This is a genomic window from Fusicatenibacter sp. (assembly GCF_977045365.1).
The window spans coordinates 41221-66958 of record NZ_CDRRUH010000006.1 but is presented as its reverse complement, the minus strand read 5'-3'; the positions used below and the strand labels follow the sequence as shown (position 1 = coordinate 66958).

Sequence of the window (25738 nt, the reverse complement as noted above, 5' to 3'; positions counted from 1 at the left end):
AAAAATCAGCCTCTCAGTTCGATGTTGAACTCATTCTGCAGTTTCTTGCAGATCTTCTCGACAAATTTCTGTACTTTTTCGAAGTCAAATGCTTCTTCCTTCGGTGCAAAGGTGACGGTGAACGCCATGCTCTTCTTGCCTTCCGGAATCTGGCCGCCCTCGTAAACATCGAACAGACGGATCTCTTTTACGTATTTGTTTGCCTCGCGGATACAGTTCTCTACATCGCCGCAGCTGATGTTTTTGTCCATGACAAATGCCAGGTCACGTTTCTCCTCCTGGAATTTGGAGATCGGCTGGAAGGTGCGTTTTTTGCCGTACCATCTGGAGAGCTCTTTTAAGTCAAGCTCCATGATGTAAGAGGAAGTACGCATGCTCAGCTCGTTCTGGATATCGTATGCTGCTTTTCCGAAGTATCCGATTTCTGTACCCTCGCAGAGTACTTTCACTGCCTGATACGGATGCAGGAAGGATTTCTGAACCGGCTCGTAGGTGAACTCAATGTCCATGCTCTCGGCGATGGTGTTGGCGATGCCCTTCATAGTGAAGAAGCTCTCGTTGTTTCCGAAGGTTCCGACGCAGAGAACTTTTCTCTCATCCGGGTAGGATGTCAGCGGCAGGGACTCCGGAATGTAGATGCTTGCCACCTCGAACAGTCTTCCTTCAAGGGTGCCCTGTTTCTCATTTCTGGAAATGGCATTCAGCATGGAAGCTGCCAGTGTGGTACGCATCAGGGACAGATCCTGGTTGATCGGGTTGATGATCTCGATGGCATTTCTCTCTTTTGCATCTGCCGGCAGTTTCAAGAGATCCAGATCTGCAGGGGAGAAGAAGGAGTAATGCATGCACTCGTAGATACCCATGGTGCATAAGGTATTCTTCAGTGCCAGCTCGCCTTTCTGCTCTTCATTGTAGCCGCCCATCGTTACCTGTGCAGCGGAAAGGAAGGTATCGGTTACGTGATCGTAGCCGTACATACGGATGACTTCCTCTGCCACGTCCGGATAGCGCTCGACATCGTTCTCTCCCTCCGGCAGCATATCCTCACGGTAAGCCGGAACCTGGATGGTCAGCTCATCGCCGTTGATTTCCGGTGCAAAGTTCAGGTTTTTCATAATGCGGAGAATCTCTGCTTCCGGAACTTCGATACCGAGTACGCCGTTTACTTTGCTGACACTGACGGTCATCGGAGTCGGATCGATGGAGTTTCCGGTGTTCACATCGAAATGGGTACGGGAAACTTTACCGCAGCCAAGCTCTTCCATCAGATGCAGCGCACGTTTCATACCAAGTACGGTTGAATACTCGTCCACGCCTTTCTCATATCTTGCACTGGCATCCGTCGCTTTTCCAAGCGCACGGGCTGTCTTTCTGACGTTGTCGCGTGCGAATTTTGCGGACTCAAACATAACAGCCTCTGTCGTGTCGCGGATCTCGGAGTTTAAGCCTCCCATGACACCGGCAAGTGCAACCGGTTTTACGCCGTCGCAGATCACGAGGTTGTTCTCATTCATTGTGTATTCCTGCTCATCGAGGGTCACAATCTTTTCATTTTCTTTTGCTCTTCTGACACAGATTTCATTGCCTTCCAGATAAGAGCAGTCAAAAGCATGCATCGGCTGGCCGATCTCTTTTAAGACGTAGTTTGTGATATCAACCACGTTGGAGATCGCGGACATGCCGACGAGTGCCAGACGGCGTTTCATCCATGCCGGGGACTCTCCGATTTTTACGTCATATACGTAATGAGCGCTGTAACGCGGGCAGAGTTCCGGAGCTTCCACGCGGACAGAGAAGCCTTCTTTTTCCACATCCGTCTCGGTGTAATCGGTTGCCGGCATTTTTAAAGGTTTTTCCAGCATCGCCGATACTTCTCTTGCGATACCGAGGATACTCTGGCAGTCCGGTCTGTTTGCAGTCAGGGAGATATCAAAGATCCAGTCGTCAAGACCTGTCAGCTCTTTGACATCTGCGCCAAGCTCGGCATCTTCCGGCAGAACAAGCAGTCCGTTGTAGCCTGCGCCCGGGTACAGATCCTCGGTAAGGCCGAGCTCCACGCCGGAGCAGAGCATTCCGCAGGACTCATATCCTCTTAATTTTCCTTTTTTGATGGTCATAACACCCTCGATGGTCTTATGATCTTTTGCTGTTGCATAAACAGAAGCGCCAGGAAGGGCAACCGGGAATTTTCCGCCGGTGTGCACGTTGTCTGCGCCGCAGCAGATCTGCATGGTGCCGTGTTCTCCTGCATTTACCTGGCACACATGAAGATGGGTCTCCGGGATCGGCTCGCAGCCCTCCACCAGACCGACAACAACGTTGCTGATGTCTTTTCCCACCTGATAACGCTCTTCTACTTCAAAACCGCCGTCGAACAGTTTTTTCTCCAGTTCTTCCGGGGTAACATCGATATCTACATATTCTTTCAGCCAACTTAACGGTACTAACATATTAAACCTCCAAATTCAAACTGTTTCGTCTTTATTTCTCGTTAATCTGATTTAAAACCCGCAGATCGGAACCGAATAACAGTTTGATGTTGTTGATTCCGTATTTCAGCATGGCGATACGCTCCAGGCCGATGCCAAAAGCGAAGCCGCTGTACTCTTCTGAATCAATGCCGCAGTTCTCCAGCACGCGTTTGTTTACGATACCTGCTCCAAGGACCTCGATCCAGCCGGTTCCCTTGCAGAGGCTGCATCCTTTTCCGCCGCAGGCGAAGCAGCTGCAGTCTACCTCAACGGACGGCTCCGTGAACGGGAAGTAAGATGGACGAAGACGTGTTGTCGTTCCCTCGCCGTAGATCTTCTGTACGAGTACGTCGAGCATTCCTTTCAGGTCGCAGAGGGTGATGTTTTTGTCGACAACGAGTCCCTCCATCTGATGGAACATCGGAGAATGGGTTGCGTCGTCATCAGACCGAAAAACACGTCCCGGGGAAAGGATCTTGATCGGCGGCTTTTTGTTTTCCATGACATGAATCTGGCCTGCCGATGTCTGGGTACGAAGCAGGAATTCCGGGGAGAGATAGAAGGTATCCTGCATATCTCTTGCCGGGTGATCCTGTGGTGTATTCAGTGCAGTAAAGTTGTAGTAATCGGTCTCGATTTCTCTTCCCTCGTATACCTCAAAGCCCATGCCTGCAAAGATGTCGATGAGCTGTTTGCGGATCAGGGTAACCGGATGAAGGTTTCCGATCGCTGTCTCTTCTGCCGGAAGGGTCAGGTCGATTTTCTCGGACTCATATTTCTTCTGCAGCTCGCGCTCTTTCATCTCCTCTTCCACTTTCTGGAAGCGGCCAAGCGCCCACTCTTTTAACTCATTGACGGATTTACCGTAGTTTGCGCGCTCTTCCGGGGCAATGTTTTTCATTTCTTTCATCAGCCCGCTGATCTTACTTTTCTTTCCTTCCAGATACTCGCTCTTAAATTCATACAGTTCTTTGGAGCTTTTCAGCTCTTCCAGTCCATTTTCAATCTTCTGTTTTAATTCAGACAGATGGCCGGTTAATACACTTTTTTCCTGCATTTGACTCTCCTACTTTCTTTTTCTTGCTTGTTTGATGGTAAATGTGAAAAACAGTCAGATACCCCGCTGCAAACAGCGGAGCATCTGATTTTCGTGGCAGTCGCCAAATATCCATGCAAGCATGGCTGTCTGGCTCGTTGCTCACAAAAAAAGACCCCGCCCCACAAAGGGACGAGATCTGAAATTTCGCGGTACCACCCTGATTTCTGCAGATACTTCCTGCAGACACTCATAACCGGTGCTGTAACGTACACCAAACGTCTGTCCCTACTTGCATTTCCAGTATCCTGCTATACGTTCCGGACATCTGCTCCAATGCGAAATTTGAAATATTCCTGAACCTGAAGGAGCTTGCAGCCGATGACTCCCTCTCTCTGGCGGAAAAAATATTTCTCTGAACATCTTCACAGCATTTTTCCTGTTGGATTATTTATAAAACTTTCATAAACAATGTTTATTGTACCGTCTTGACCCCCGGATGTCAAGCCATTATTTTCCCGCTTCTTTATTTGTCTCTTTATTTTCCATAAAATGCTCGATCGCCGCATTCTGCAGTTTCCGCAGTTTATCCTCAAAATACGCATTGATCTCCGCACCGATCAGAAGGATCCACATGCAGAAATACATCCAGATCATGATAAACACGATCATTGTCAGACTGCCGTACATGTTGGACGCCGCAAGCGCGATGTCAAGATACATGGAAAACACAAGGGAAAAAATGGACCAGGCAAGGGATGAGATCAGTGCGCCCGGGCACTGGCTCTTAAAACTCGCCTTCCGGTTCGGAATACATTTATACAGCACCAGGAACAGAACCGCCAGCACGCCTGTCGTAATCAGGGTACGCATGCCCATGATAGAGGATGTCACGCGTGCCACCATCGGCAGATGCTCCGTCAGCTTATCCTGAATGCGGGTTCCGAAGACCAGAAGCACCAGACTGGTGAGGAATGCAACGACAAATATCAAGGTATACGCCATGCCCCGCAGCCGGTTGATGATGTAATTACGTGTCTCTGTTACGTGGTAAATGCTGTTCAGCCCGTTTGTCAGCGCCGCAATGCCCTTTCCCGCCGACCACAGTGTTGTGATGATCGTAATCGGCATATAGGCAACGGACTGATAAAAGATCTCATTTACAATACCGCCCACGTAGCTCTGGAACTCCGTGGGCACCATATTGATCAGAACGCTGTAAACATCGTCGCGTGTCAGCGGCGTATATTTTACAAGCGTAACAACCAGAAGAACAAACGGAATAAAGGAAAGAAGAATGAAATACGCGCTCTGCGCTGCATAAGCACCGACATGGTCCTCATTCAGGCGCTTCATAAAACCGCGGATTGTTTTTATCATCTGGCAAAACCGCCTTTTCTTTGTTTTCGTGAATCTATCCCATTATTGCACACATCTTGTATTGCAGGATAGCCTACAAAGCATATCATACTTTTCTTTCCTTCGCAAGGGATTTCAATCCCATTTGCGGTAATACCATGCGTAACCGCGGGCCGGAACCGGAACACCGCGCAGAACGCGTTTTTCGCCGGTAAACAGATCCTTCCAGGTGAACTCTCCCATATCGATCCATGCGGTACGGTCCTCGTTGCTGAAGTTGAAGATTCCCGTCACCATCTCATTGCCGGATTTTCTGCAGACGCAGAGAAGTGCGGTATCGTACGTTTCCTCGGTCCAGACATCCGCCTCCCCATCGAACGGACGATATTTGAATTTGAGCTCTTCCATCTTCTTCATCGAAGCAAAAATCCGATTCTGTACCGTTCCTTTTTTATCCTTCTCCGGTTCCAGATCCCAGCAGAAGTGGCCGCGGTGAATATAACGGCTGTCGGATCTGCGGTCGTAGTCCTCGCTCTCCTTGTAGGAGTAATCGTTGACCTGGCCGATCTCGTCACCGCTGTAGATGACCGGAATACCGGACTGGATGAAGAGGTATGCATTCAGCATCTCGATTCTCTGGATGGCCTGTGCCGTCTTCTCTTCATTCTGTTCAAAGCCTGCCGCCTCAAGACCGCAGAGAGAAGCCGTCGTTCCGCAGAGACGCGCATCCTGCAGAACAGGATCGTCGTTGTAGAGCTCTCCTCTTGCATCACTTCCCTCCACATAGCCGCGGAAGTAGTCGTTCAGGTATTTCTTGTGCGGTGCCTCGGCGATGCCGAACTGTTTTAACCACTCGTAATCAAGGCCCCAGCCGATGTCATCGTGGCATCTCAGATAATTCAGGAATACATAGTCCTTCGGCAGTCTCGTCACAATATCCATCTGATGTTTCAGCAGGCGGGTATCTGCGGTCGCAACGGTGTGCCAGGTGGATGCCATCGTCGTTACGTTGTACAGCATATGGCACTCCGGTTTTTCCAGGGTTCCGAAGTACGGAACAACCTTTTCCGGCTCCATAACAACCTCGCCGAGCAGCAGAACGCCCGGGCAGACGATCTCGGTGATCATACGCATCATGCGGACAATGGTATGTACCTGCGGCAGGTTACGGCAGGTGGTGCCGAGCTGTTTCCAGATGTATGGAACGGCATCGATGCGGACGATATCGATTCCCTGGTTGACGAGATAGAGCATGTTGTTGACCATCTCATTGAAGACAACCGGGTTCGCATAGTTCAGATCCCACTGGTATGGGTAGAATGTTGTCATGACAAATTTGTGACAGTCCTCTCTCCAGGTAAAGTTGCCCGGTGCCGTTGTCGGGAATACCTGCGGGCAGGTTTTCTCATATTCGGACGGAATGTCGTAGTTATCGAAAAAGAAGTAACGGTCCTGATACTCTTTTTCTCCGGCAAGTGCACGTCTGGCCCACTCATGATCCTCGGAAGTATGGTTCATAACGAAATCCATGCAGAGACTCATGCCCTGGTCGTGGCATTTTTCGGACAGCGCAGCCAGATCCTCCATCGTTCCAAGGGACGGCTGTACGGTACGGTAATCAGCAACGGCATAGCCGCCGTCACTCTTTCCTTTCGGGGTGGCAAGGAACGGCATCAGGTGCAGATAATTCACGTTGCACGCTTTTAAGTAATCCAGCTTCTCCTCAAGGCCGCTGATGTTGTCTGCGAATGCATCGATGTACAACATCATGCCGAGCATTTTCTGGCTCTTATACCAGTTCTTCTGTTTTTCTCTCTTACGGTCGAGTGCTTTCCATTTTTTATTCCGCTCTTTGTACCACTGCTCCATGCCCGCACAGAGCTCTTCAAATCTTCCCTGTCCGTTTGGATACAGCTCACAGTAGAGCCATTTCAGTTCGTCGTAGTGTTTCTCAAATCTTCTCTGATATTCCACTGTCATGTTATTCGTCTCCTTTATCGTATTCTTTATTTTGTCACAGTGTTCCGCTTATCGCAGATCCGTGTTACATTTCTTTCTCTTGCAGTATACCGTTGCCGCAATCATATGTCAATCGTTTACATACTGTATTTTTCAACAAATTTTCGTCTTTTTCTTTGTCCTTTTTTACTATTTTCTGTTTATCGATTACCTGTCCGGTCTGAAGCATTCTTTGTACCGGATGCCTTCTTGGTTCCAGTCAGAAAAAGACTCCACAGTTTCTGTTCCTGCGGAGCCTCTCGTTTCTTTTTGTTTGATTTGTTCCCATCTGTTTCACGCGGAATCCCGCACAACAAGACGCACCGGCATCGTCGTTACATTCGGCACCAGTTCGCCTTTCCGTCTGCGGTCAATATATTCCATTGACAGTTCCGACATTTCCTCGATTGGCTGGTGGATTGTTGTGATCGCCGGCGTTGTAAGCCCGGCAATCACCGTATCGTCAAAACCGACAACTTTGACCTCTTCCGGCACCCGTTTTCCCATCGCATGAAGACGCTGGAGTACCTGTGCGGCAATCAGGTCACTGCTTGCAAAAATGCCGTCCGTCTCCGGGTGCTCCAGAAGGCCCTTTTCAATATAGGATTCATAGTGCATGGAGCCGTAGCTTAAGCGGTCACTCAAAAGAACTCCCCCTTCAATCCCCCGCTCCCGGCAGACGCGCAGGAATCCATCCGCACGCCGGTCCGCCGGCATATCTCTTCCGACGATTCCGCCGAAATGAAGCAGATGGCGGCAGCCGCAGTCCGCAAGATGCGATGCTGCAAGCGCTCCTCCCTGCTCGTTGTCACACTGGATCGTAATGGCCTCCGTGTTTTCCTCCCGCTCGAAATTGACGATCGGAATTTTCAGATCATGAAATTTTTCAATCTGCACATCGCGGCTTGCCATCACGACGCCGGTCACACGGTTGGAGATGAACATATCGAGATATTCGGTTTCTTTCTCCGGCTGATCTTTCGAGTTGCAGAGCAGAATCTTGTAGCCCCGCTTTGCCGCCGCGCTCTCAAGCGCACTGATCATTTTACTGAAAAACGGGTGCGAGATGTGCGGAACGATAACCCCGATCGTATTGGAATGTGCTTTTGCCAGGGAACGCGCCAGCTCATTCGGCTGGTAATTCATTTCCTGCATCGCCTGCGTTACTTTTTTTCTTGTCTCTTCACTGATGTATCCGCGGTTATTGATCACGCGGGAAACCGTCGTCGCCGTAACGCCGGCGCGTGCCGCTATGTCCTTAATTGTCGCCATTTTTTCTCCTTACTGCCTGCTGATCGCAATTTCACTTTTCTTAAAGAATTGTAACACATCCTTTTCTATAAGAAAACCCAAAAATCGAACTTCTTGTTTAATTTGCAAATTAAGTTAATGATAAATTAATTTACAAAAATACATGCTTAGAATTAGGCAAAACACAGAAAAGCGGAAATCAAATTCGGAGATATTGAAAAGAGAAAGAAGAACTGCTAAAATCATAAAACGAATTCAAAATTAAAATAAAGTAAAATTCAATCAAAGCATCACAGAGAGGAGATAGTCATGAAAATTCAGGCAAATGACAGCAGACTCAGATACAGTGGACGAATTGACTGGAGTAATCCAGAAGCACCCGTTTTTGTTTTTCCCTGCACTTCGGTACAGGCAAGATTTACAGGAAACCAGCTGACGGTTTCTGTAAAAAATAAAAATATATACTGGGACAATTATCTGGGCTGTATCTTAGATGGAGAACAGACCAGCATTCTGCTCCCAAAGAACGGAGAAGCAAAAATTCTGCTGGAGGTAAAAGAGAAAGAGAAAACAGAGCATGATCTTCTGCTCTTTAAACGACAGGATTCCTGCCACGAACTCACTTTCCAGGGTTTCGAACTTGCAGACGGCGGACAGCTTCTGGAACCAGTACCGGAAGAAAAGCGCAAAATAGAAGTATATGGAGATTCTGTCTCTGCAGGTGAGGTATCCGAAGCAATTGACTATACCGGAAAACCAGATCCGGAGCACAATGGAGAATACTCGAACAGCTGGTATTCCTACGCATGGATGACAGCCCGGAAACTGCACGCACAGATTCACGATATCGCACAGGGCGGAATTGCTTTACTGGATCATACAGGCTGGTTCTGTGAACCGCATGCCATCGGAATGGAAAGTGTATGGAACAAGGTACATTATCAGCCGGCAGCCGGAAAACCAACGGAATGGAATTTTTCCGACTACACACCAGATGCCGTAATTGTAGCATTCGGTCAGAACGACAGCCATCCGGTAGATTACATGAAAGAAGATCCGAACAGTGATGCATCCAGACATTGGAAAAAATCTTATCAGCATTTTCTGGAGAAGCTGCGGAAAACGTATCCGCAGGCACATATCGTCTGCATTACAACGCTTCTGGGGCATGATCCTTCCTGGGATCAGGCAATCTGCGAGGCAGCAGAAGCGCAGAACGATGATAAAATCACAAAATATACCTTCAAAAGAAACGGCACCGGAACCCCTGGACATCTCAGAATTCCAGAAGCTGAGGAAATGGCGGAAGAACTGGCCGCTTATATTGAGAGCCTTTCCATCGAAGAGTGGACGTAAAGTAATGGAACGCAGCAATTGGGCACGATTAAAGGAATGTATAAAAAAAAGCAGAAGAAGGAAAGGAACTTACCATCGGATTTCTTGGCGGCTCCGTTTTATCTCATAGCGCTGATTGTAGCGTAGCCTTCTTCTGTCCTGCAGCGGCTGTCTGTATTCTTTTCAAAAAAGAGACCGGCAGTCGCTGATTTCAATGTTCTGGTAAAAATAGGCAAGAATCTCCTCATACGTTTTTCCCTGTTCCGCCAGATGCTGCGCGCCGTTCTGCGACATACCGACACCGTGGCCGTAGCCGCCGCCGTAAAACGTAAAGGAGGCAATCGTTTCCCCTTCTTTTTCCGGAACTGCCGTAAAGCAGGCGCTCGGAAGCAGATCCATCTCGCCGCTTACGGTTCCGTCGTTTTTCTGAATCGGATATCCTTTCGCCGAGAGAAATTTTCGGATCTGATACTCTCCTGCGATTTCCATGGATCCCTTTGTCCCCTCAATCCGGACCGCTTCTGCCGCACCTCCCTCTGACCGCCGCAGCACCTCAATCCCCGTGATCTCCCCGATTTTCTGATCCGCCGCCCGTTCTGACAGCACATCCGCTGGAATCGTCACCTGCCAGCGGTACCAGCCGTCCTCCACTTCCAGACTTGTGCTGTCCCTTTTGGTGATAAACGATGCAAACGCCTCCTCCGTCTCCGGTCCCTGCTTCTCCCCGCCTACCGTCACGCTCTTCAGATATTCTGCCGTCTCCGCCGTATTCCACACTTCATCCGTACTCGTCTTCCCGCAGGAGGTTGAGAAAAAATACGCCTGAATTGGTTCCCCGCCGCAGGTGATGATTTTTCCTTCTGTCTCCGCCACCGCAGCGTCTGTCTCTGGCTGCGCTTCCATATTGTGGTAGACCTGACTTTCCACGCTGTCGTCTACATCCGCGTGGTAGTTCTCCCACGTTTTTTCACGAATCCTGGCACACGCATACGTTCTCGCACAGACCGCCTGTGCTTTTAATGCCTCCTTTTCATAGGAGGACGGCATCTCACTCGGCACGACATACCGAAGATACATTTCCAGATTAAGTTCATTTACAACAAGAAGTCCCTCTTCGCTTTTATAGATGACAAAACTTCCCGGATAAACCGTCTCGTCCTCCGGCTTTCCCGTCAGGGAAACCGCTGTTCCCGCCGTCTCATCGGCCGGCACCACATGCACAACTTCCCCGCATTCCTGTTCCGTCACACAGATCGTCTCCTGCGGGGAAGCTATGTATGCGCCGTCGTTCATGGAAAGGCTTGCGTTTCCACGCAGGGACACCTGTTTCTGTGCGTATCCCAGCTTTCCGCAGTCCGTCAGAAGGACACGGATCTGCACCGGTCCGGCTGCCGTTGTTTCTTTTTGTTCTTCCTTTTTACTGTTCAGAAAAGCCGTGTTTTCCCGTTCTATGTTCTGTATCGTCTCCTCCTGCTTTTTGCCTTCCATCGTCTCCGTCCTGCTTTCTGCTGTCGCTGTCTCTTCCGGCGCATCCAGACGGCGCTTCACAACAAACAATAACAGCAGCAGGAGAATCCCCACTCCTAACAGTATCAGTTCCAATGTATCATTTTTTCTCTTCATATCTCATTCTATGCACACGGCTTTTTGTCCGATTCCTTTTCTTTTTGCGATTTTTCCTTGACAAATACCGCCCTATGGTATATAGTACGGTTGTGTATAAATTTCATATCAACATCCAGAGTGCATCAAAAGAAGATCCGTCTTTTGGTGAGAGAGGGAATTCAGGTGAGATTCCTGGGCGATCCGGTCACTGTAATCAGGGAGTGAAGCATAACAAATCCATTGTATGTCCGCAACATATGAGAAGGAATGTGGAACGATGATCTGTAAGTCAGGAAACCTGCTCTGTATGCATAGGGTTGATGCTTCCGATGAAAGCTTCCATTCAAAGACTATTATGGGATATGGAATGTCTGAAAATTTTCGATTAGATTTTTAGAAACCTTCGAGCGAGATTTATGCATTGCATTAAACGGCCGGGTAAACCGTTTCAGATTCTGGTTTCGCCTGTTCTTAGTCAGGCGCCATCCTCCGCTTAAAGGTGTCTGCTATTCCGCTTGCAGGTTGATTCAGATGGCGAAGCGGTTACCCACCTCTGAAAAGAATATGATATGACTGGTAAGATTCTGTTGGATTCGAAAACAGGGTCTTTTCTTTTTCTGTTTTTCAGAGTTTGTTTTCTGCATACTTTCCCATAAAAAGGCTCCCCGCCTGCGCTCCTGTTTTCACAGGATGCTGCAGGAAGGGAGCTTTTTTATGCTGTTTCTATAGCAAGACCCGAAAATAATTCACGCTCTGCGGTGCTGAATTTTTTGCATTATTTTCGGGGATTGCTATAAAATAGGATCTTAGAAAATGAATTTGTATACGGTTGTGGTGTCGTAGGTATCGCCTGCCTCGAGGATCGGTTTCTCCTCACCCTCCTGATTGATGGCATTCGGTACATACTGGGATTCCAGGCAGAAGCCGTTGCGTTTGCCGTAGGATACTCCATTCTTTCCGGTAACCGGAGCGATGAAGTTTCCGGCATAGAACTGAACACATGGCAGATCCGTGAAGGCTTCCATGGTAATGCCGCTCTCTTTGCAGGATGCGACAGCCATCAGCTCGATGCTTCCCTCTACTGCCTTATCCAGAATAAAGTTGTGGTCGTAGCCGCCGGTCAGTTTAAGCTGCTCGAAATCTGCTTCGATCTCTGCTCCGATTGCTTTCTCGCTGGTAAAATCCATCGGAGTTCCCTTTACGGATGCATGCTCTCCGGTTGGGATAGATGCAGAATCGATCACCGGGCTGAACTGCTCCGCTTTTAAGATAAGTGTCTGGTTCTCGATGGATCCGGCATCGTGGCCTGCCAGGTTGAAGTAGCTGTGGTTTGTCATGTTGACAACGGTATCCTGATCGCAGCTTCCCTCGTAGTGGATTTCTACGGCGTTCTCATCGGTCAGGGTATACGTAACGGACACTTCAAAGTTTCCCGGGAACCCCTGGTCTCCGTCCGGGCTCATCAGAACGAAGGTAACGGCGCTGTCATCCGCCTCTTCTACGTTCCAGATGCGGTACTCATATCCGTCCGGGCCGCTGTGCAGGTTGTTGCCGTTCTCATTTTTTGCCATCTGATATGTTTTTCCGTGCAGTTCAAATGCTGCTCCCGCGATACGGTTTCCGTTTCTTCCGATGGTAGCTCCGAAATGGCTTCCGTCTGTCTCATAGCCGGTTACGGAGTCAAATCCAAGGACAACGTCTCTCTTCTTTCCATCCTTGTCCGGTACGAGAACCGATACCAGATGTGCGCCGTAATCGGTTACGCTGATTTCCATTCCGTTTTTATTGGAGAGTGTGTAGAGTGCTGCTTCTTTTCCGTCTTTTGTTGTTCCAAAACCCTGTTTTTTCATGTTCCTTCTCCTTTTGTTTGTATGTAACGTATAAAAGAGAATCACTTTCATGATTCTCTTTTTTCTCTTTTGTAACCCCGGAATGCCGTTTCCCATACTTTGACTCCTAGCAACGCAAGCTAGGTGGGTAGCCGCAGTCATCATTTCTGCCTTCCACTGACGTCTGTTTCCAGGGTGGCCTGACATCCACATGACAATAATAAGCCTCCCGTTTAAAGTAAATGTAGGTTCAAAATAATGAGATCATCGAACATTCCAGGAAGTTACATTTTTCTTCTTTTCTTTTCACAATTCGGATTATACGCTATTTTGGTTCGCTTTTCAAGTATTATTGCACAATTACTCAAAAATATTCGAACAGCTTTTGTATTAAATGATAATACACACCATTCCGCCCCGGCTGTCGTTGACAATTTTCTGCATGGAATCCTGGAGTTTTGCCTGGCCGTCCTCGGTGATCTGGGCGATTTTGCTGCGGATGCCGTCGTCGACGAGCTGCTCAACGGATTTGCCGAAAATATTGGTATTCCAGATTCCCTCCGGGCTCTTTGCGCTCTCTTTGATATAGGCGATCAGATCCTCCGCCTGCTGCTCACTTCCGACGATCGGCGCAATCTCCGTCTCGATGTTGGCCTTGATCATATGAATCGACGGGCTCACCGATTTAATTTTCACGCCGTATTTGTTTCCCTGATGGATCACGGCCGGCTCCTCCAGCTGAATCTCCTCCCTCCCCGGAATCACGACGCCGTAGCCGCATCCGCGCACCGCATGAATCGCGTCCTCTACCTTGCGGTACTCTTCCCGCTGTGCCGACAGCTCGCGGATCGTCTGCACCAGATCATACTCGCCTTTGATCTCCACGCCGGCAAGTGCACTCAGCATTTCATAATAATACTGCTCTTTCACCTCAATCCGCACCTTCACCGTGCCGCTCGCAAGATCCATCGACTGCAGCAGTGTCTGGCTGACATACTGGCTGGCAATCGCTGTTTTTCCGCCTACTGCGTCCTTCAGGCGCGTCTTTTCCCTGCACATCTCACGGATCTTCTGCAGCAGCTCCGCCTTCAGCGGATGGTCATCGGCAAGAAGCTCCACCCATTTGGGAATATAAAATTCCATCTGCTGAAGCGGGAACTCATACAGCACCTTTTCGAGCATATGCAGAATATCTTCTTTGCGGAGCTGGTCGCAGTTCACCGCCATCGCTGCCACGCCGAATTTTGTTTCAAGCTCCTTTACCTGCCGCTGTGTCTCCTCCCGGTACGGTTTTTTCGCGTTCACAAGAATCAGGAAGGGCTTTCCCTGCTTTTTGAGCTCCGCAACGGTCCGTTCCTCCGCCTGCAGAAAATTCTCCCGCGGCAGCTCGCCGAACGATCCGTCGCACGTCACCATAAGACCGATCGTGGAATGTTCTGCGATCACCTTCTTCGTACCGATCTCCGCTGCCTCCCGGAACGGAATCGCCTGCTCGGACCACGGTGTTTTTACCATCCGCTCCTTCTCATTTTCCAGATTTCCCGCCGCATCCGGCACCAGAAAGCCAACGCAGTCGATCAGTCGCAGCCGGATCGGATCGCCCTCCCCAAGCTGCAGCTCCACGGCGTCTTTCGGCACAAATTTCGGCTCCACCGTTGTGATCGTCTTTCCCTCCCCGCTTAAAGGCAGGGCATCCCGTACCTCCGCCTGTTCCTTTTCCGAAAGATGCGGCAGTGCCAGCACCTCCAGGAAACGGCGGATCAGGGTGGACTTTCCCGTCCGTACAGGCCCCACCACTCCGATCAGGAACTGGCCCTTCGTTCGTTTCTGAATATCGCGGTATACTGAATATGCATCCATGCGCTGTTGTCCCCCTTTTGATCTTTGTTGCTATGTACTGTTATATTCTATGAGCCGGCCCCCTCTCCTATCACCAAAACTGCACTGCCACGCACGCAAAAAAGGCACCGCCGCCCTTTTTTCGGACGCACAGTGCCTTTTTCTGTCACATTCTTATCTTCAGCCTATGATCAGCTGTTTTTTCTCATGGCAGCCTCTACCACATGGCCGACCAGAACAGATGTGGTAACGGATCCTACGCCGCCTGGAACCGGTGTGATTGCCTCAACGATCGGCTCAGCTTTTGCGTATGCAACGTCTCCGCAGAGTTTTCCTTCTTCGTTTACGTTGATTCCGACATCGATAACGGTCTGGCCTGCACGCAGGTAAGTATCATCCACAACACCTGCACGGCCTGCTGCTACGATCACGATATCTGCCTCTTTGACTACAGACGGCATGTCTTTCGTTCTGGTATGGCAGATGGTTACGGTTGCGTTTTTCTTTAACAGCATCATGGCTGCCGGTTTTCCTACAACGAGGCTGCGGCCTACGACAACGGCTTTTTTACCGGTGCAGTCGATGCCGTAGTGGTCGAGGATCTCCATGCAGGCCTGCGGAGTACATGGCGGGAAGCCCTGTTTTGTTCCGGCGAATACGCCTACCATGGAACCGTCTGTGATACCGTCTACATCTTTCTCCGGGGAAAGCGCTTTGATGACAGCCGCCTCATCGAGATGTTTCGGGAGCGGGCGGAAAATCAGAACGCCGTGGATGGAATCATCTTTATTTACTTTGTCGATGGCAGCCATCAGCTCTTCCTGGGTAACATCTGCCGGGAGAAGGAATTTCTCGTATGCAACGCCTAAGGTCTCACAGCGTTTTGTTGCTCCTCTTTCGTAGGAAAGGTCATCCTCTCTCTCTCCGACACGGATGATTCCGAGGGTTGGTTTTACTCCTTTTGCTTCCAGTTCTGCTACGTTTGCTTTGATTTTCTTATTTAATGCTGCTGTTACTTCTTTTCCTAATAACTGTTTTGCCATTTTCTTATCCTCCGCTTTTTCTGCGGCATCTTCTGCCGCGTTTCAGGCTTTCAGTCCTCCCAGTACGCTCTGGAAAATTTCGTCTGCTTTTACGGTATAAACCGCAAGCATCTCATCGCATTTTTTGTTCAGCTCTTCTGCGTATTCACGGTTTTTCATGGATTTGGTGTTGATGTATACGTTCAGGGAAGCGCCCTCTAAGGCAGCCTTGCAGAACGCTGCGCCAACGCCCGCATCGCTGATTGCGAGTGCGGAACCTTTTGCTGCAAATTCCACGATCAGATCGATCGCTTCACAGCATTTTTCCATGATTTCCATCGGCACGGAGCAGGCATCCTTCAGCACGATTTCCATGACTCTTGCTTTCTCTGCCTTCTCCTCTTCCGTCTCACGCGGCATGCCGTATGCTTTGGAGAGCGGCTCGAACACTTCCGCATCGCGCTCGATCAGGTGAAGCAGCTCGCCCTGGAGAGTCGTTGCCTTCGCCATCAGCTCTTTCATTTCTTCTTCGACATCCGCGTATTTCTTTTTGCCGACAGTCAGTGCGCCGACCATGTTGCCAAGTGCTGTGCCGACAGCGCCGACCAGTGCAGATGCTCCGCCGCCTCCTGGAACCGGCGCTTTGGAACCGAGTACTTCTACAAATTCATTGCAAGGTACTGTTGAAAATCCCATGTTATTTTCCTCCGCTTGTTTTTATTTGGTAAACCTATTTTGCAGCAAGTGCCTTCAGCATATCAATCGTGACATCGCCGACCACCGCCATATCCTCTCCCTGCGTAAATGCAGCCGGGAAATTGTCCGAAAAGAGAATCTGTGCGGACGGCGGAAATTCATCATCTCCCGCCCATAAAATCAGGCGGACAAAAAGACCCTTCATAAACTCCAGCTCATATCCGACATCTCCGGATGAAATCGCCTGTGCACCGACGCGCTCCATGATCTCACGGAATTTGTCGAGCTTTCCGCCAAAGCCAAAGGCCAGACGGAACAGACATCTTCCCTGGAACTGCTTAAAATAAACCTCTCCCCACGGAATCTCCCGGTATGTCAGGAATTTTCCGGTGGATGGGGCAGCTCCGCCCTCGGTCAGATAGCGCAGCACCAGAATTTTTGCATTCGGCTTCTCCTCGAGCGGATACCAGCCGATCACCGGACCGTCTGTGCCGTCATCTCCAAGATGCTGCACGCGGTACTCCGGCCAGGAAATCCGGTAGGAAACACCCATCAGGGATACCGTAAACTCGTGTTTTTCGGCGTCATACGGTACATTACACCGGCTGGAAATTTCCGCCGGATCCGCGTTCTGGTATACTTCCAGGTAATGTTCATAGGGAATCCGTTCTTTGCTGTCTTTTTCGTAATTCAAGTCTACTGCCATGTGAATCCAATTCCTCTCAAAAAAAGGTTCTCACTTCCGTTTTTATACTTCTACAGACGGGAACATCGCTGTGTCCGTGTGCGGCAGGAAGCAGGCCGCTACAAATTCGTCCATATACGTCGGTACGGTCGAGAGCTCCAGATACGTCATGTTCCGGGCAACCTCGTACGTCTTCTTCTCTGCCGCTGTCGATAAGAGCATCGAATACGCGCCGGTCAGGGAAGAGTTGCCGATGTAATGGAATTTTTCCAACGGGATGTCCGGGAACATACCGATGGTAACGGCATTTTTCATATTGATGCCGCTTCCGATACCGCCCGCTACGTAAACTTCCTCGATCATGGAAACGTCCATGTCCAGATAGTTCAGCATCGTGCGGATCGCAGAGAAAATCGCGCCCTTGGCACGGATAAAGTTGTCGATATCGACTTCTGTGATCTCGACATCACGCACGCTTCCGGCTTCCTCCTCGAACGCAATGACATAGCTTCCCATGCCATATTTGTCGTGACGGATCCGTTTTCCCTCACGGATAAATTTCCCCTTCGGATTGACCATCTTCGCGCGGAACAGAGCCGCAATTACATCGATGATACCGGAACCGCAAAGGCCGATCGGCTTCGTGCCTTCATCTCCGATAACATGATAGGATGGCTCCATCGTCTCCGGATCAATCGTACATTTCTCGATCGCACCGTCGGTTGCACGCATACCACAGCTGATATCACCGCCCTCAAAGGCCGGTCCTGCCGAACATGCACAGCTTACCATAAAGTCAGAGTTTCCAAATGCAAGCTCTCCGTTGGTACCAAGGTCGATAAAGAGACTCATCTCCGGCCGGTTCCAGATCATGCTGACCAGAGTACCGGCGGTAATATCTCCGCCGACATAGCTTCCGATATTTGGTGCCAGAATGATATGCGCATCCGGATGAATCGCAAGGTTGACATCTGATGCGAACAGGGAGTTCGTCTTAAAGAAGGCCGGAATGTACGGCTCCATCCGAAGCGGATCCGCATTAATGCCCATCATCAGATGCTCCATCGTGGTGTTTCCGGCGATCGCTGCACGGTAAATCTGCTTACTGTTGATTTTTGCCGCACGGCACATATTGGAAATCATCGGATTTAAGGTTTCTTTGATAATTGCATTCTGCAGTCTCTCATAGCCGCCCGGTTTCTGGGACTCGATGATTCGGTTGATGACATCGGCACCGTAGCGGATCTGTCCGTTTCCGGAAGATGCTTTCGCCAGGATTTCGCCGCTCAGCATATCCACGATCAGCGCAGATACGGTTGTCGTTCCGATATCGACCACAAGGCCGCCGACAACTGCTTTTTCTTCCATCGGAAGCATATCGTATAAAAAGACGTCGTTTGCCGTTGTACGGACCACACACTGCACCTGGAAATGAGACTCCCGAAGGACATCCGGCATTTTTTTCAGCACAGAGTACGGAATCCGCACCCGATCCAGTCCGGTTGCTGCCTGTACGGCCCAGGTGACTCTCTCGTTGTCCGGCATCGTATCGTCAAGTGTCGGCTCTTCCATCGAGATCGTGATCACCTGCATGCTGTTTTTCAGCTCCAGGCCGGCGTCTGTAATTTTCTGTTTTGTATCTTCAAAAATTGCAATTTCACTCGGTGAACTAAGGTCTGCGACCTTCATGCGGCTCCGGTATGCAGATGCAATGTCTGGTACTTCCACCTCGACATCACCTTTCACGGTGCTGACGCATGCCAGTCTCCAGCCGTTCTGGTATTCTTCTTCTGAAATATGGCGGGTCATTTTGGAGTCCAGCTCACCGCTCACGAGGCGGACACGGCATTTTCCGCAGGACGCGTTTCCAGAACATGGTGCATCGATCGGCACGTTGCTCTTCTGCGCTACCTCAAGAAGACGCTCTCCCTCGGTTGCATAGGTGACTACCGGTTCTCCCTCTTCAAATCGAAAGGTTACTTTTGCCATAACTTGTAAATCCCCCAGTCGTATGTATTTCTCCGCTGTTTTTCTTTTCCGCTTGTAGATAAAAAAACCCCTGATGGGCCGCAGGTTTTCGCAAACGCTGCGGCACCATCAGGGGAAAACCTGCGAGAATTACAGTTCCAGATAAGAATCTGCGTACAGAGTGTTGCCTTTGAATACGTCACAGGATTTGATGGTCTCCATCAGTCTCAGGTCATTCGGGTTAACGATGGCGCTGGTCAGACCCTGCATCATAGCCATAGCTACGAGTGCGGAATCCATGATCGGACGGATGTTTTTCGGCATACCGTTGGAGTTGTTGGAAAGTCCGCCGGTAGAGTTCAGTCCCATATCGCTGAACATCTTGATGCACTCAAGAACTTCCATCTGTTTGTCCTGCATTCCTTTTACAACCAGGAACAGCGGATCAAACCACAGATCGGTCGGCTCCATGCCATGCTCCATACCTCTTTCCAGAAGGGTCTGGCAGTACATCATACGCTCGTCGTTGTCTTTTGCAATACCTTCGCCGTTGCACAGTGCGATAACGATTGCATCGTTTGCTGCTGCAAGGTCAATATACTCGATTCTTCCTGCTGCATCTGCAGAGTTTACGATCGGTTTTCCTTTGGAACGGTTGTATACAGAGATACCAGCCTCAATTGCTTTTTTGTTGGATGTATCCAGAGCCAGCGGAACATTGTCAAAGTTGCTCTGCAGAAGCTGAACAGCCCATTTCATGATGTCCTCTCCATCATTCTCAGCCGGTCCGATGTTTACGTCAAGGTAAACTGCACCAGCATCCAGCTGCTGTTTTGCTCTCTTTAAAATTGGCTCTTCATCTCTTGATGCGAATGCTTTGTTTACAGTAGGAGCTGTAACGGAAAGTCTTTCGCCGATTGTTACAAATTTTGCCATATCTCTTCTCCTTTTCTTTTGGGAATCCCCCATAATTATTTTTTCACGGGCGGAACTCCTTTTTACAGAAGCTCCGGCCCGGAATTTTTATGTATTACAGTTCGCCGTTTGCCTGCAGATCTTTCATGAATTTTACAAGCTGAACTGCCTCAAGCGGAGCAACGATAACTTCCCATCCTGGAAGTTTGGACTCGATGTCGCCTTTTAATACGGCTACTTTACCAGGAATGATGACTTTTCTGGATTTTACTTTATCTTCTACATTCTCTTTGAAGAATTTGGAGATGGAGTTACCGGAGAATTTACCTGCTGCCCAGGATGTCAGTACGGAAAGTCCGCCGGCGTCGTTGATTACAAGGTTTACCGGAACTCCGGATCTCTCGAGCTCTCCGGATACCAGGAAATAGGTCAGAGCGAAGTCTACGGTGGTCAGGCAGATGGAATTCTCGTCTGCGCCGTTCAGCGGGTAGATACCCGGCTCTACTTTCATCGGTTTCTGCGGATCGGTAAATACGTTCTGGCGCAGTCCGAATACCGGAAGTGCCTCTGCGTATCCCATCTCCTCAAGAACGATGATGGAACCGTATTTCATGGTGAACAGGGAAAGCAGTGCCTGCTGCATATATCTGTCGCCCTGTGCGATTTTTGCCAGATTTACGATAGACGGATAACCGAAGGTACGGTCTGTGTCTTTTAAGGATGCGCGTCTTACCTGCACGGTAGTAGCGAAGGTCTCTTTGATGGTAGCTTCTGTGGTATCAAGAACCAGGTTCTTGTTGCCGAGTTTCTCGATTGCTTCTACGGTATCGTGAAGCTCATCGATATTTGCGCCGCTAACACCGAGAACAACGCCTGCCTCTGTGGCAATTTTGCTCATCTCTTCATAGTTGGATGCGTTTGCACCGTTCAGGATCGGTTTGCCTGCTTTGCATACTTCCAGAGCAGCTTTTGCAGCCTCTGCGTCCTCACAGCCAAGTACCAGAACTTTTCCGGTAGCTGCAGCTTTTGTTACGAGGGATACGTATTTGTCTACACCGTTTCCAGCATAGTTTACATACAGCATCTCTGCGCACATACGCTCGCCGATACGGTCGTAATCAACTTTTTTGTCTTCTTCCAGTTTTGCATCGATCTCTTCGTCAGACATGCAGCTGCAGAGAGATACCGCATAACGGGTTTTGCTTACAAATGTTTTCTCATGACGATAGAGAACCGTCTCTCCGCCAAGAGTGTACTCACTGTCGCCGGTTCCGACTTTGATCGTCTTCATTGGCGGTGCGGTAGCTTCGGAAAGCTGTGCCATAGCGTCGTCAGACATATATGGGCACGCTGAAATATCCATAGCACCCTGTGCAACCTTCATGGAGAATGCCATACAGGTCGGACATCCGCACTCCTTACAGTTTTTCTTTGGGGTCATTTTAAAAATCTGAATACCTGATAATGCCATAATTCTTTATCCTCCTAATCTCTTCCTTACGTACTGATTACATCAGTTCCTGAATCATTTTGGAAATGGTTGCAACAGACTGTGGATGTTTGAGGATAACTGCATCAGAACCAGAAGCCAGAGATGCGGCTGCTGTCTGAATCTCCATAGAGACTCCTCGTACTTCCTGACTTCCCCATTCCGGAGATTCCTCTTCTGTTGCCATTGCCTCTTTTACAGTCCATGTCTCAGAAGCGATTGGAGTAATAATTGGCATCTGCAGCATTTTATCGTCCTGGGATAATGCTGCTGCTTTGATACGGTCCAGTGTAGATACTACGTACTCATATCCGTATCCGACTGCTGCAGAACCTACGTTCATAACAATGCTGTCTGCGCTGACACCAAGCTGGGTCATAACAACATTCAGCTGTTTTGCAAGGTTGATATCTACAGCGGACTCAGCGCCGACTTTCTGGCTGTATGCCAGACCTGCGGCTGCACCAACTGCCTTGTAATCTTCTTCTCTTGCGGACATAACAAGAACGTTTCTTCCCTGAAGAACCTCTGCTACTTTTGTGAGCAGCTCGGAATCTTTCTCAACGTTTTTGCATCCTTCTACAACAAGCGGCACGTCAACGGCATCAGCAACCTCTTTGACTGTCTCAATGAGTTCTTCTACCGATTTGTTCAGACCGTTCGGGTCTCCGCCTGCCAGACGAAGGCAAAGGAAATCTGCACCTTCCATAGCTGCTGCTTTTTTTGCAATCTCGCCCATGGTAGCTGCACCTTCATAGTATGCTTTTACGCTTTCCGGTTCTCCTTCCATACCAAGGTCTGTGATTTCAACGCCGACCTTCGGTCCGTTTTTGATTTCACCATCGAAAGCATAGAATGGTAATACGTTTTCTCCGCCAAGAGTTACGGTTTTGTCTCCGCTGCCGATTACAACGGATTTAATTGCTGCATTAAACTTTTGTGGTTTGCGATTAAACGGCATAAAAAAAGCCTCCTTAAAAATAAATTCCATACAGGCATATCTCCATGATTCCGCTTCATGGACACACCTGTTATTATTTTAACGTTTTTTCCCGGAGAATGCAAGATTTACCAGGATATTTTCCAAGATTTTCTGACAAAAAGTATCCGTTTTCTCTTCGTCAGCCGTTTTTTTCCAGAAAATCACTTTACAGCTGCCGGCATGTGCCGGAAAGGGCTTCCTCCTCCGCTTTGGAATCCCCTCCCAAGCCATACCGGTCTGCTTATTCTTTCACAGGATAAGCCTGTAAAATACGAATTACATCATTGGATCCATACCAAGTGCCGGATGGCCTTTCTCGGTCAGGAATGCAACCAGTGTCTCCGGATCTTCTGCGATGGTCTCATCACCGATCATATCGGTAAAGTTGTCGATACCGTACAGCTCTTTTGCTGTCTCATTCAGTTTCTCTGCAACCTGCTCTTTCAGCTCTTTCGGCATCCATACGATACGGGCAACACCGCCTTCTGCTTTCATAAACTTCTTGGAAGCGATAAAGTGTTTGCCGTGTCCCATGAATCCTGGAGTCTGAACACCGCCGCCTGTCATGGAAGCCAGCTCGGAGAAGGTCATTCCCAGAGGAGTCATGCCTGCGTACTCACGGTTTGCGATGCAGACACCGTTGGAGAACGGCTCGATACCACAGATACACTCGAAGCATCCGCAGGATGTCATTGGTTTTTCCATGATGGAGTACAGAGATACATCATCAAGAGCACCCTGGGAAAGTTTACGAACAGCCTCGTTAACATCCTCGTACTCACCGATTCTCTCATCGATTACTTTTTCTTTTGTGATAACCTGGCAAGGTCCGTTCGGATCCAGCTCGTTGGTAGCTTTTGCATCCAGCCATGAAACGGCACCGCAAAGGCCAAGACGCTCTGGGGTAACAACGCATACGTGACTCGGGGAGAATGCCTGGCACATGATGCAGCTGTAGTATACCGGTACGGATTCGTCCGTCATGGTAGACAGACGCTCGTCACGTTTGTCAAATACCGGGATAGCAACTTCGTGACGGATCTTAGTGCAGTCTTCCGGATTGGTGTAGATCTTAACCTGACATTTGTCAACAACAGCCTCGAACTCGTTTTTAACCTGTGCGTACAGAACTTCTCCGAAGTGTTTTGCACGGAAGCCAGCGTTGAAAGCTTCTTTGCTGACACGGATACGGATCATATCACGCTGTCCGGTATGCATCACACCTTCGATGCAGTTCAGGTAGCTGTGGAACTTACGCTCGAATACAGGCTCAAAGTCTGGCTGCATGCTCTTTCCGGCAACCTCAACAACGTATGCGATGCTGTGTTTGGAGCCAACCTCAAACTCGTCAAGATCCGGTCCGATCAGCTCGATCTTGTGATCTTCTACTTCGGAAGCGTCTTTTGTCTGAACCAGCTCGCAGCAGTCTACGCGGGAACCGTCAAACTCAACCTGCATATCACCGCGGCGGATGATCTCACCCTCGAATGCAGATGCGAATGCAACCGGGATATCAATGTTGGTAATTTTGATCTTGATGTCGCGTGCTTCCAGGGAAGTAGCGTTGAATTTGGAAACGTCCTTCTGGATAATAAGGCTCTTCGGAATAGCCGGAACGTCTTTGTCATCGTTTGTGATAACCGGGAAGCCAAGTGCAATTGCACCAGCGCCGCATGCAACAATCACATCATCCAGAGGAGCAAAAGCATTTACGAATGCCGGTACACGGTCTTTGGTGTAGGTCATCAGTGCGCCTGCATCGCCTGCGGTTACGTTACCGAAGATCAGGGCTGCACGGATTGCTACGGATACAACATGGATAACAGATGTTACGTCTTTTCCAAGCGGAATAACACGTACGTTTGCACCGGTCTTGTATCCTAATTCCTGACACTGATCGATGATTCCGCCAACCAGTGTTACAAGAATACCCTGTGCCTGATAGCTCTTAACCAGATCCACGCCTTCCTGTGCGGTCGGAGCGCTTCCAAGGATAACAGCTACGCCTGGGATATCGCCTGTTACAAGCGGCACACCAAGCTCACGGATGATGGCATCGCTTAAATGGCCGTAGCACGGCTCATCATATGGTTTTGCACCGTCGATGTATTTAATTGCCTCGATGAACTCTGCGCAGAGTGCAGTTGCAACACCGGACATAAATACATCATTCAGCTGATTTTCTCTTGTCATCAGAGATTTTACCACGCCAAGAGCCTCTTTCATCTCTTTTAAATTGGTAACCTTTACTCCTGTTACAGCATAATAACACGGAAGTGCGTAAGCAGTGTCCGGGAAGCTGACTGCTTTTTCCTCTCCGTTTGCTGCGATTGCGGCATCAACGGCAGCTTCGGTAAGACCGTATACTGCATCATTTCCGCCAAATACTCTCTCGAATAATGTCATGTGTTTTTCCTCCTATCACACTTTTTCCATGCCAGGCATGTTTGACTTATCGATTTTTGTTTTTATTTTCCGTATCTCTTCTACTGCAGCCGCGCTGTAATCATATGGAGACGAACCTTCCCTGTCCGCTTCCATAATTTCCGGGTTGTAGTGGACCATGCCCAGAAGATCCTCCGGGGGGATACGGTCCTGTATGAATGCCTCATCTTTTTCGTCGCGTACTTTGTTTGCCACGACATGAACCTGATGAACGCCAAGCTCTTCGGCCAGACGTTTGACATTCTTATAGGTCTGAATACTTCTTGCACCCGGCTCGATAACTACGATGAACATATCCATGCCCTCAGTCGTTCCTCTTCCCAGATGCTCAAGGCCTGCTTCCATATCAAGGATGACAACATCCCCTCGGTGAAGGACCAGGCTGTTGATGATTCTCCGCAGCATCACATGCTCCGGGCAGACACAGCCGCTTCCGGCCGTCTCCACGGTGCCAAGCGTCAGGAGTTTGACTCCATTGTACTCTTTGCTGTATTTATCGGGGATATCACTTACTCTCGGATTTATCTTGTAAAACCGGTTGTCTGCACTTGCCTCGGTGCGCTCTTCGATCAGTTTTCTCATTTTGGTAATCGGAACGATCGAATCGAGGATTTCTTCCGGAAATCCAAGCGCAAGGCCCAGATTGGCATCCGGATCGACATCTGCAGCCAGAACCGGATGGCCTTCTTCTGCATAAAGTCTTGCAAGGGTCGCTGCGATGGTTGTTTTTCCTACGCCACCCTTTCCAGTTACTGCTATTTTCATTTTACACCTTTTCACTTCAAAAAGGGCGGTCTCTTTTTACGTCAGGGA

The 25738-nt window shown here is 49.3% G+C and carries 18 protein-coding genes, 1 other RNA gene, 1 riboswitch and 1 other annotated feature; of the genes, 1 reads left to right on the top strand and 18 read right to left on the bottom strand.

The window, feature by feature from the left end; genetic code table 11:
* Nucleotides 1-5: 5 nt before the first annotated feature.
* The 5 genes from pheT to ACY2VW_RS02785 form a co-directional block, all read right to left on the bottom strand.
* The gene (gene pheT / locus ACY2VW_RS02805; protein ID WP_055226441.1) at nucleotides 6-2450 is read right to left on the bottom strand and encodes a phenylalanine--tRNA ligase subunit beta; all 2445 of its coding nucleotides are present in this window, start codon (nucleotides 2448-2450) and stop codon (nucleotides 6-8) included.
* Between the two features lie 31 nt (nucleotides 2451-2481).
* Nucleotides 2482-3528: a phenylalanine--tRNA ligase subunit alpha gene (gene pheS / locus ACY2VW_RS02800; protein WP_022461828.1), complete on the bottom strand. Its 1047-nt coding sequence runs from the start codon at nucleotides 3526-3528 to the stop codon at nucleotides 2482-2484.
* A gap of 164 nt (nucleotides 3529-3692) precedes the next feature.
* Nucleotides 3693-3945: a binding site (T-box leader), on the bottom strand.
* Between the two features lie 72 nt (nucleotides 3946-4017).
* Entirely contained in the window at nucleotides 4018-4887 is an 870-nt protein-coding gene (locus tag ACY2VW_RS02795) for a YihY/virulence factor BrkB family protein (protein WP_238032803.1), read from the bottom strand.
* Nucleotides 4888-5001: 114 nt separating this feature from the next.
* Complete coding sequence (locus tag ACY2VW_RS02790; RefSeq protein ID WP_461876907.1) at nucleotides 5002-6846, bottom strand: alpha-amylase family protein; 1845 nt, start codon at nucleotides 6844-6846, stop codon at nucleotides 5002-5004.
* Nucleotides 6847-7158: 312 nt separating this feature from the next.
* On the bottom strand, nucleotides 7159-8136 hold the full coding sequence (locus ACY2VW_RS02785; RefSeq protein WP_461873121.1) for a LacI family DNA-binding transcriptional regulator: 978 nt from the start codon (nucleotides 8134-8136) through the stop codon (nucleotides 7159-7161).
* A 288-nt stretch (nucleotides 8137-8424) separates the two neighbouring features.
* On the opposite strand from ACY2VW_RS02785, the gene ACY2VW_RS02780 reads away from it, so the two are divergent.
* Nucleotides 8425-9471, top strand: coding sequence for an electron transporter RnfD (locus ACY2VW_RS02780; protein ID WP_461876906.1), 1047 nt, complete (start codon nucleotides 8425-8427; stop codon nucleotides 9469-9471).
* A gap of 162 nt (nucleotides 9472-9633) precedes the next feature.
* Here the strand turns inward: ACY2VW_RS02780 and ACY2VW_RS02775 are convergent, their stop codons facing one another.
* The 13 genes from ACY2VW_RS02775 to ACY2VW_RS02715 all read right to left on the bottom strand — a co-directional run bounded on the left by ACY2VW_RS02775 (nucleotide 9634) and on the right by ACY2VW_RS02715 (nucleotide 25690).
* Nucleotides 9634-11052, bottom strand: a complete 1419-nt coding sequence (locus ACY2VW_RS02775) for a SpoIID/LytB domain-containing protein (RefSeq protein WP_461876905.1) — start codon at nucleotides 11050-11052, stop codon at nucleotides 9634-9636.
* Nucleotides 11053-11174: 122 nt separating this feature from the next.
* A riboswitch (cobalamin riboswitch) is annotated at nucleotides 11175-11375 on the top strand.
* 486 nt (nucleotides 11376-11861) lie between these two features.
* Nucleotides 11862-12905 carry an aldose epimerase family protein gene (locus ACY2VW_RS02770; RefSeq protein WP_461876904.1) on the bottom strand — a complete coding sequence of 348 codons (1044 nt, stop codon included), beginning with the start codon at nucleotides 12903-12905 and terminating at the stop codon, nucleotides 11862-11864.
* Nucleotides 12906-12975: 70 nt separating this feature from the next.
* Nucleotides 12976-13170: non-coding RNA, 6S RNA (gene ssrS, locus ACY2VW_RS02765), on the bottom strand.
* A 104-nt stretch (nucleotides 13171-13274) separates the two neighbouring features.
* Nucleotides 13275-14744 (bottom strand): stage IV sporulation protein A, encoded by a 1470-nt coding sequence (gene spoIVA, locus ACY2VW_RS02760; protein WP_461873127.1) that lies wholly within the window; start codon nucleotides 14742-14744, stop codon nucleotides 13275-13277.
* Nucleotides 14745-14914: 170 nt separating this feature from the next.
* Entirely contained in the window at nucleotides 14915-15766 is an 852-nt protein-coding gene (locus tag ACY2VW_RS02755) for a bifunctional 5,10-methylenetetrahydrofolate dehydrogenase/5,10-methenyltetrahydrofolate cyclohydrolase (RefSeq protein ID WP_461876903.1), read from the bottom strand.
* Nucleotides 15767-15808: 42 nt separating this feature from the next.
* Nucleotides 15809-16441 (bottom strand): cyclodeaminase/cyclohydrolase family protein, encoded by a 633-nt coding sequence (locus ACY2VW_RS02750; protein WP_461876901.1) that lies wholly within the window; start codon nucleotides 16439-16441, stop codon nucleotides 15809-15811.
* Nucleotides 16442-16475: 34 nt separating this feature from the next.
* The gene (locus ACY2VW_RS02745) at nucleotides 16476-17147 is read right to left on the bottom strand and encodes a DUF3786 domain-containing protein (RefSeq protein WP_459919316.1); all 672 of its coding nucleotides are present in this window, start codon (nucleotides 17145-17147) and stop codon (nucleotides 16476-16478) included.
* A gap of 42 nt (nucleotides 17148-17189) precedes the next feature.
* The gene (acsV, locus tag ACY2VW_RS02740; protein ID WP_461876900.1) at nucleotides 17190-19115 is read right to left on the bottom strand and encodes a corrinoid activation/regeneration protein AcsV; all 1926 of its coding nucleotides are present in this window, start codon (nucleotides 19113-19115) and stop codon (nucleotides 17190-17192) included.
* 129 nt (nucleotides 19116-19244) lie between these two features.
* The gene (acsE, locus tag ACY2VW_RS02735) at nucleotides 19245-20030 is read right to left on the bottom strand and encodes a carbon monoxide dehydrogenase/acetyl-CoA synthase methytransferase subunit (RefSeq protein WP_461873135.1); all 786 of its coding nucleotides are present in this window, start codon (nucleotides 20028-20030) and stop codon (nucleotides 19245-19247) included.
* Between the two features lie 94 nt (nucleotides 20031-20124).
* Nucleotides 20125-21480 carry an acetyl-CoA decarbonylase/synthase complex subunit gamma gene (acsC, locus tag ACY2VW_RS02730; RefSeq protein WP_461876899.1) on the bottom strand — a complete coding sequence of 452 codons (1356 nt, stop codon included), beginning with the start codon at nucleotides 21478-21480 and terminating at the stop codon, nucleotides 20125-20127.
* A gap of 37 nt (nucleotides 21481-21517) precedes the next feature.
* Nucleotides 21518-22459: an acetyl-CoA decarbonylase/synthase complex subunit delta gene (acsD, locus tag ACY2VW_RS02725; RefSeq protein ID WP_461873137.1), complete on the bottom strand. Its 942-nt coding sequence runs from the start codon at nucleotides 22457-22459 to the stop codon at nucleotides 21518-21520.
* Nucleotides 22460-22756: 297 nt separating this feature from the next.
* A complete protein-coding gene (gene acsB / locus ACY2VW_RS02720) occupies nucleotides 22757-24886 on the bottom strand; it encodes an acetyl-CoA decarbonylase/synthase complex subunit alpha/beta (RefSeq protein ID WP_461873138.1) in 2130 nt (709 codons plus the stop codon).
* Between the two features lie 15 nt (nucleotides 24887-24901).
* Nucleotides 24902-25690, bottom strand: coding sequence for an ATP-binding protein (locus ACY2VW_RS02715; RefSeq protein WP_022462428.1), 789 nt, complete (start codon nucleotides 25688-25690; stop codon nucleotides 24902-24904).
* Nucleotides 25691-25738: the final 48 nt, after the last annotated feature.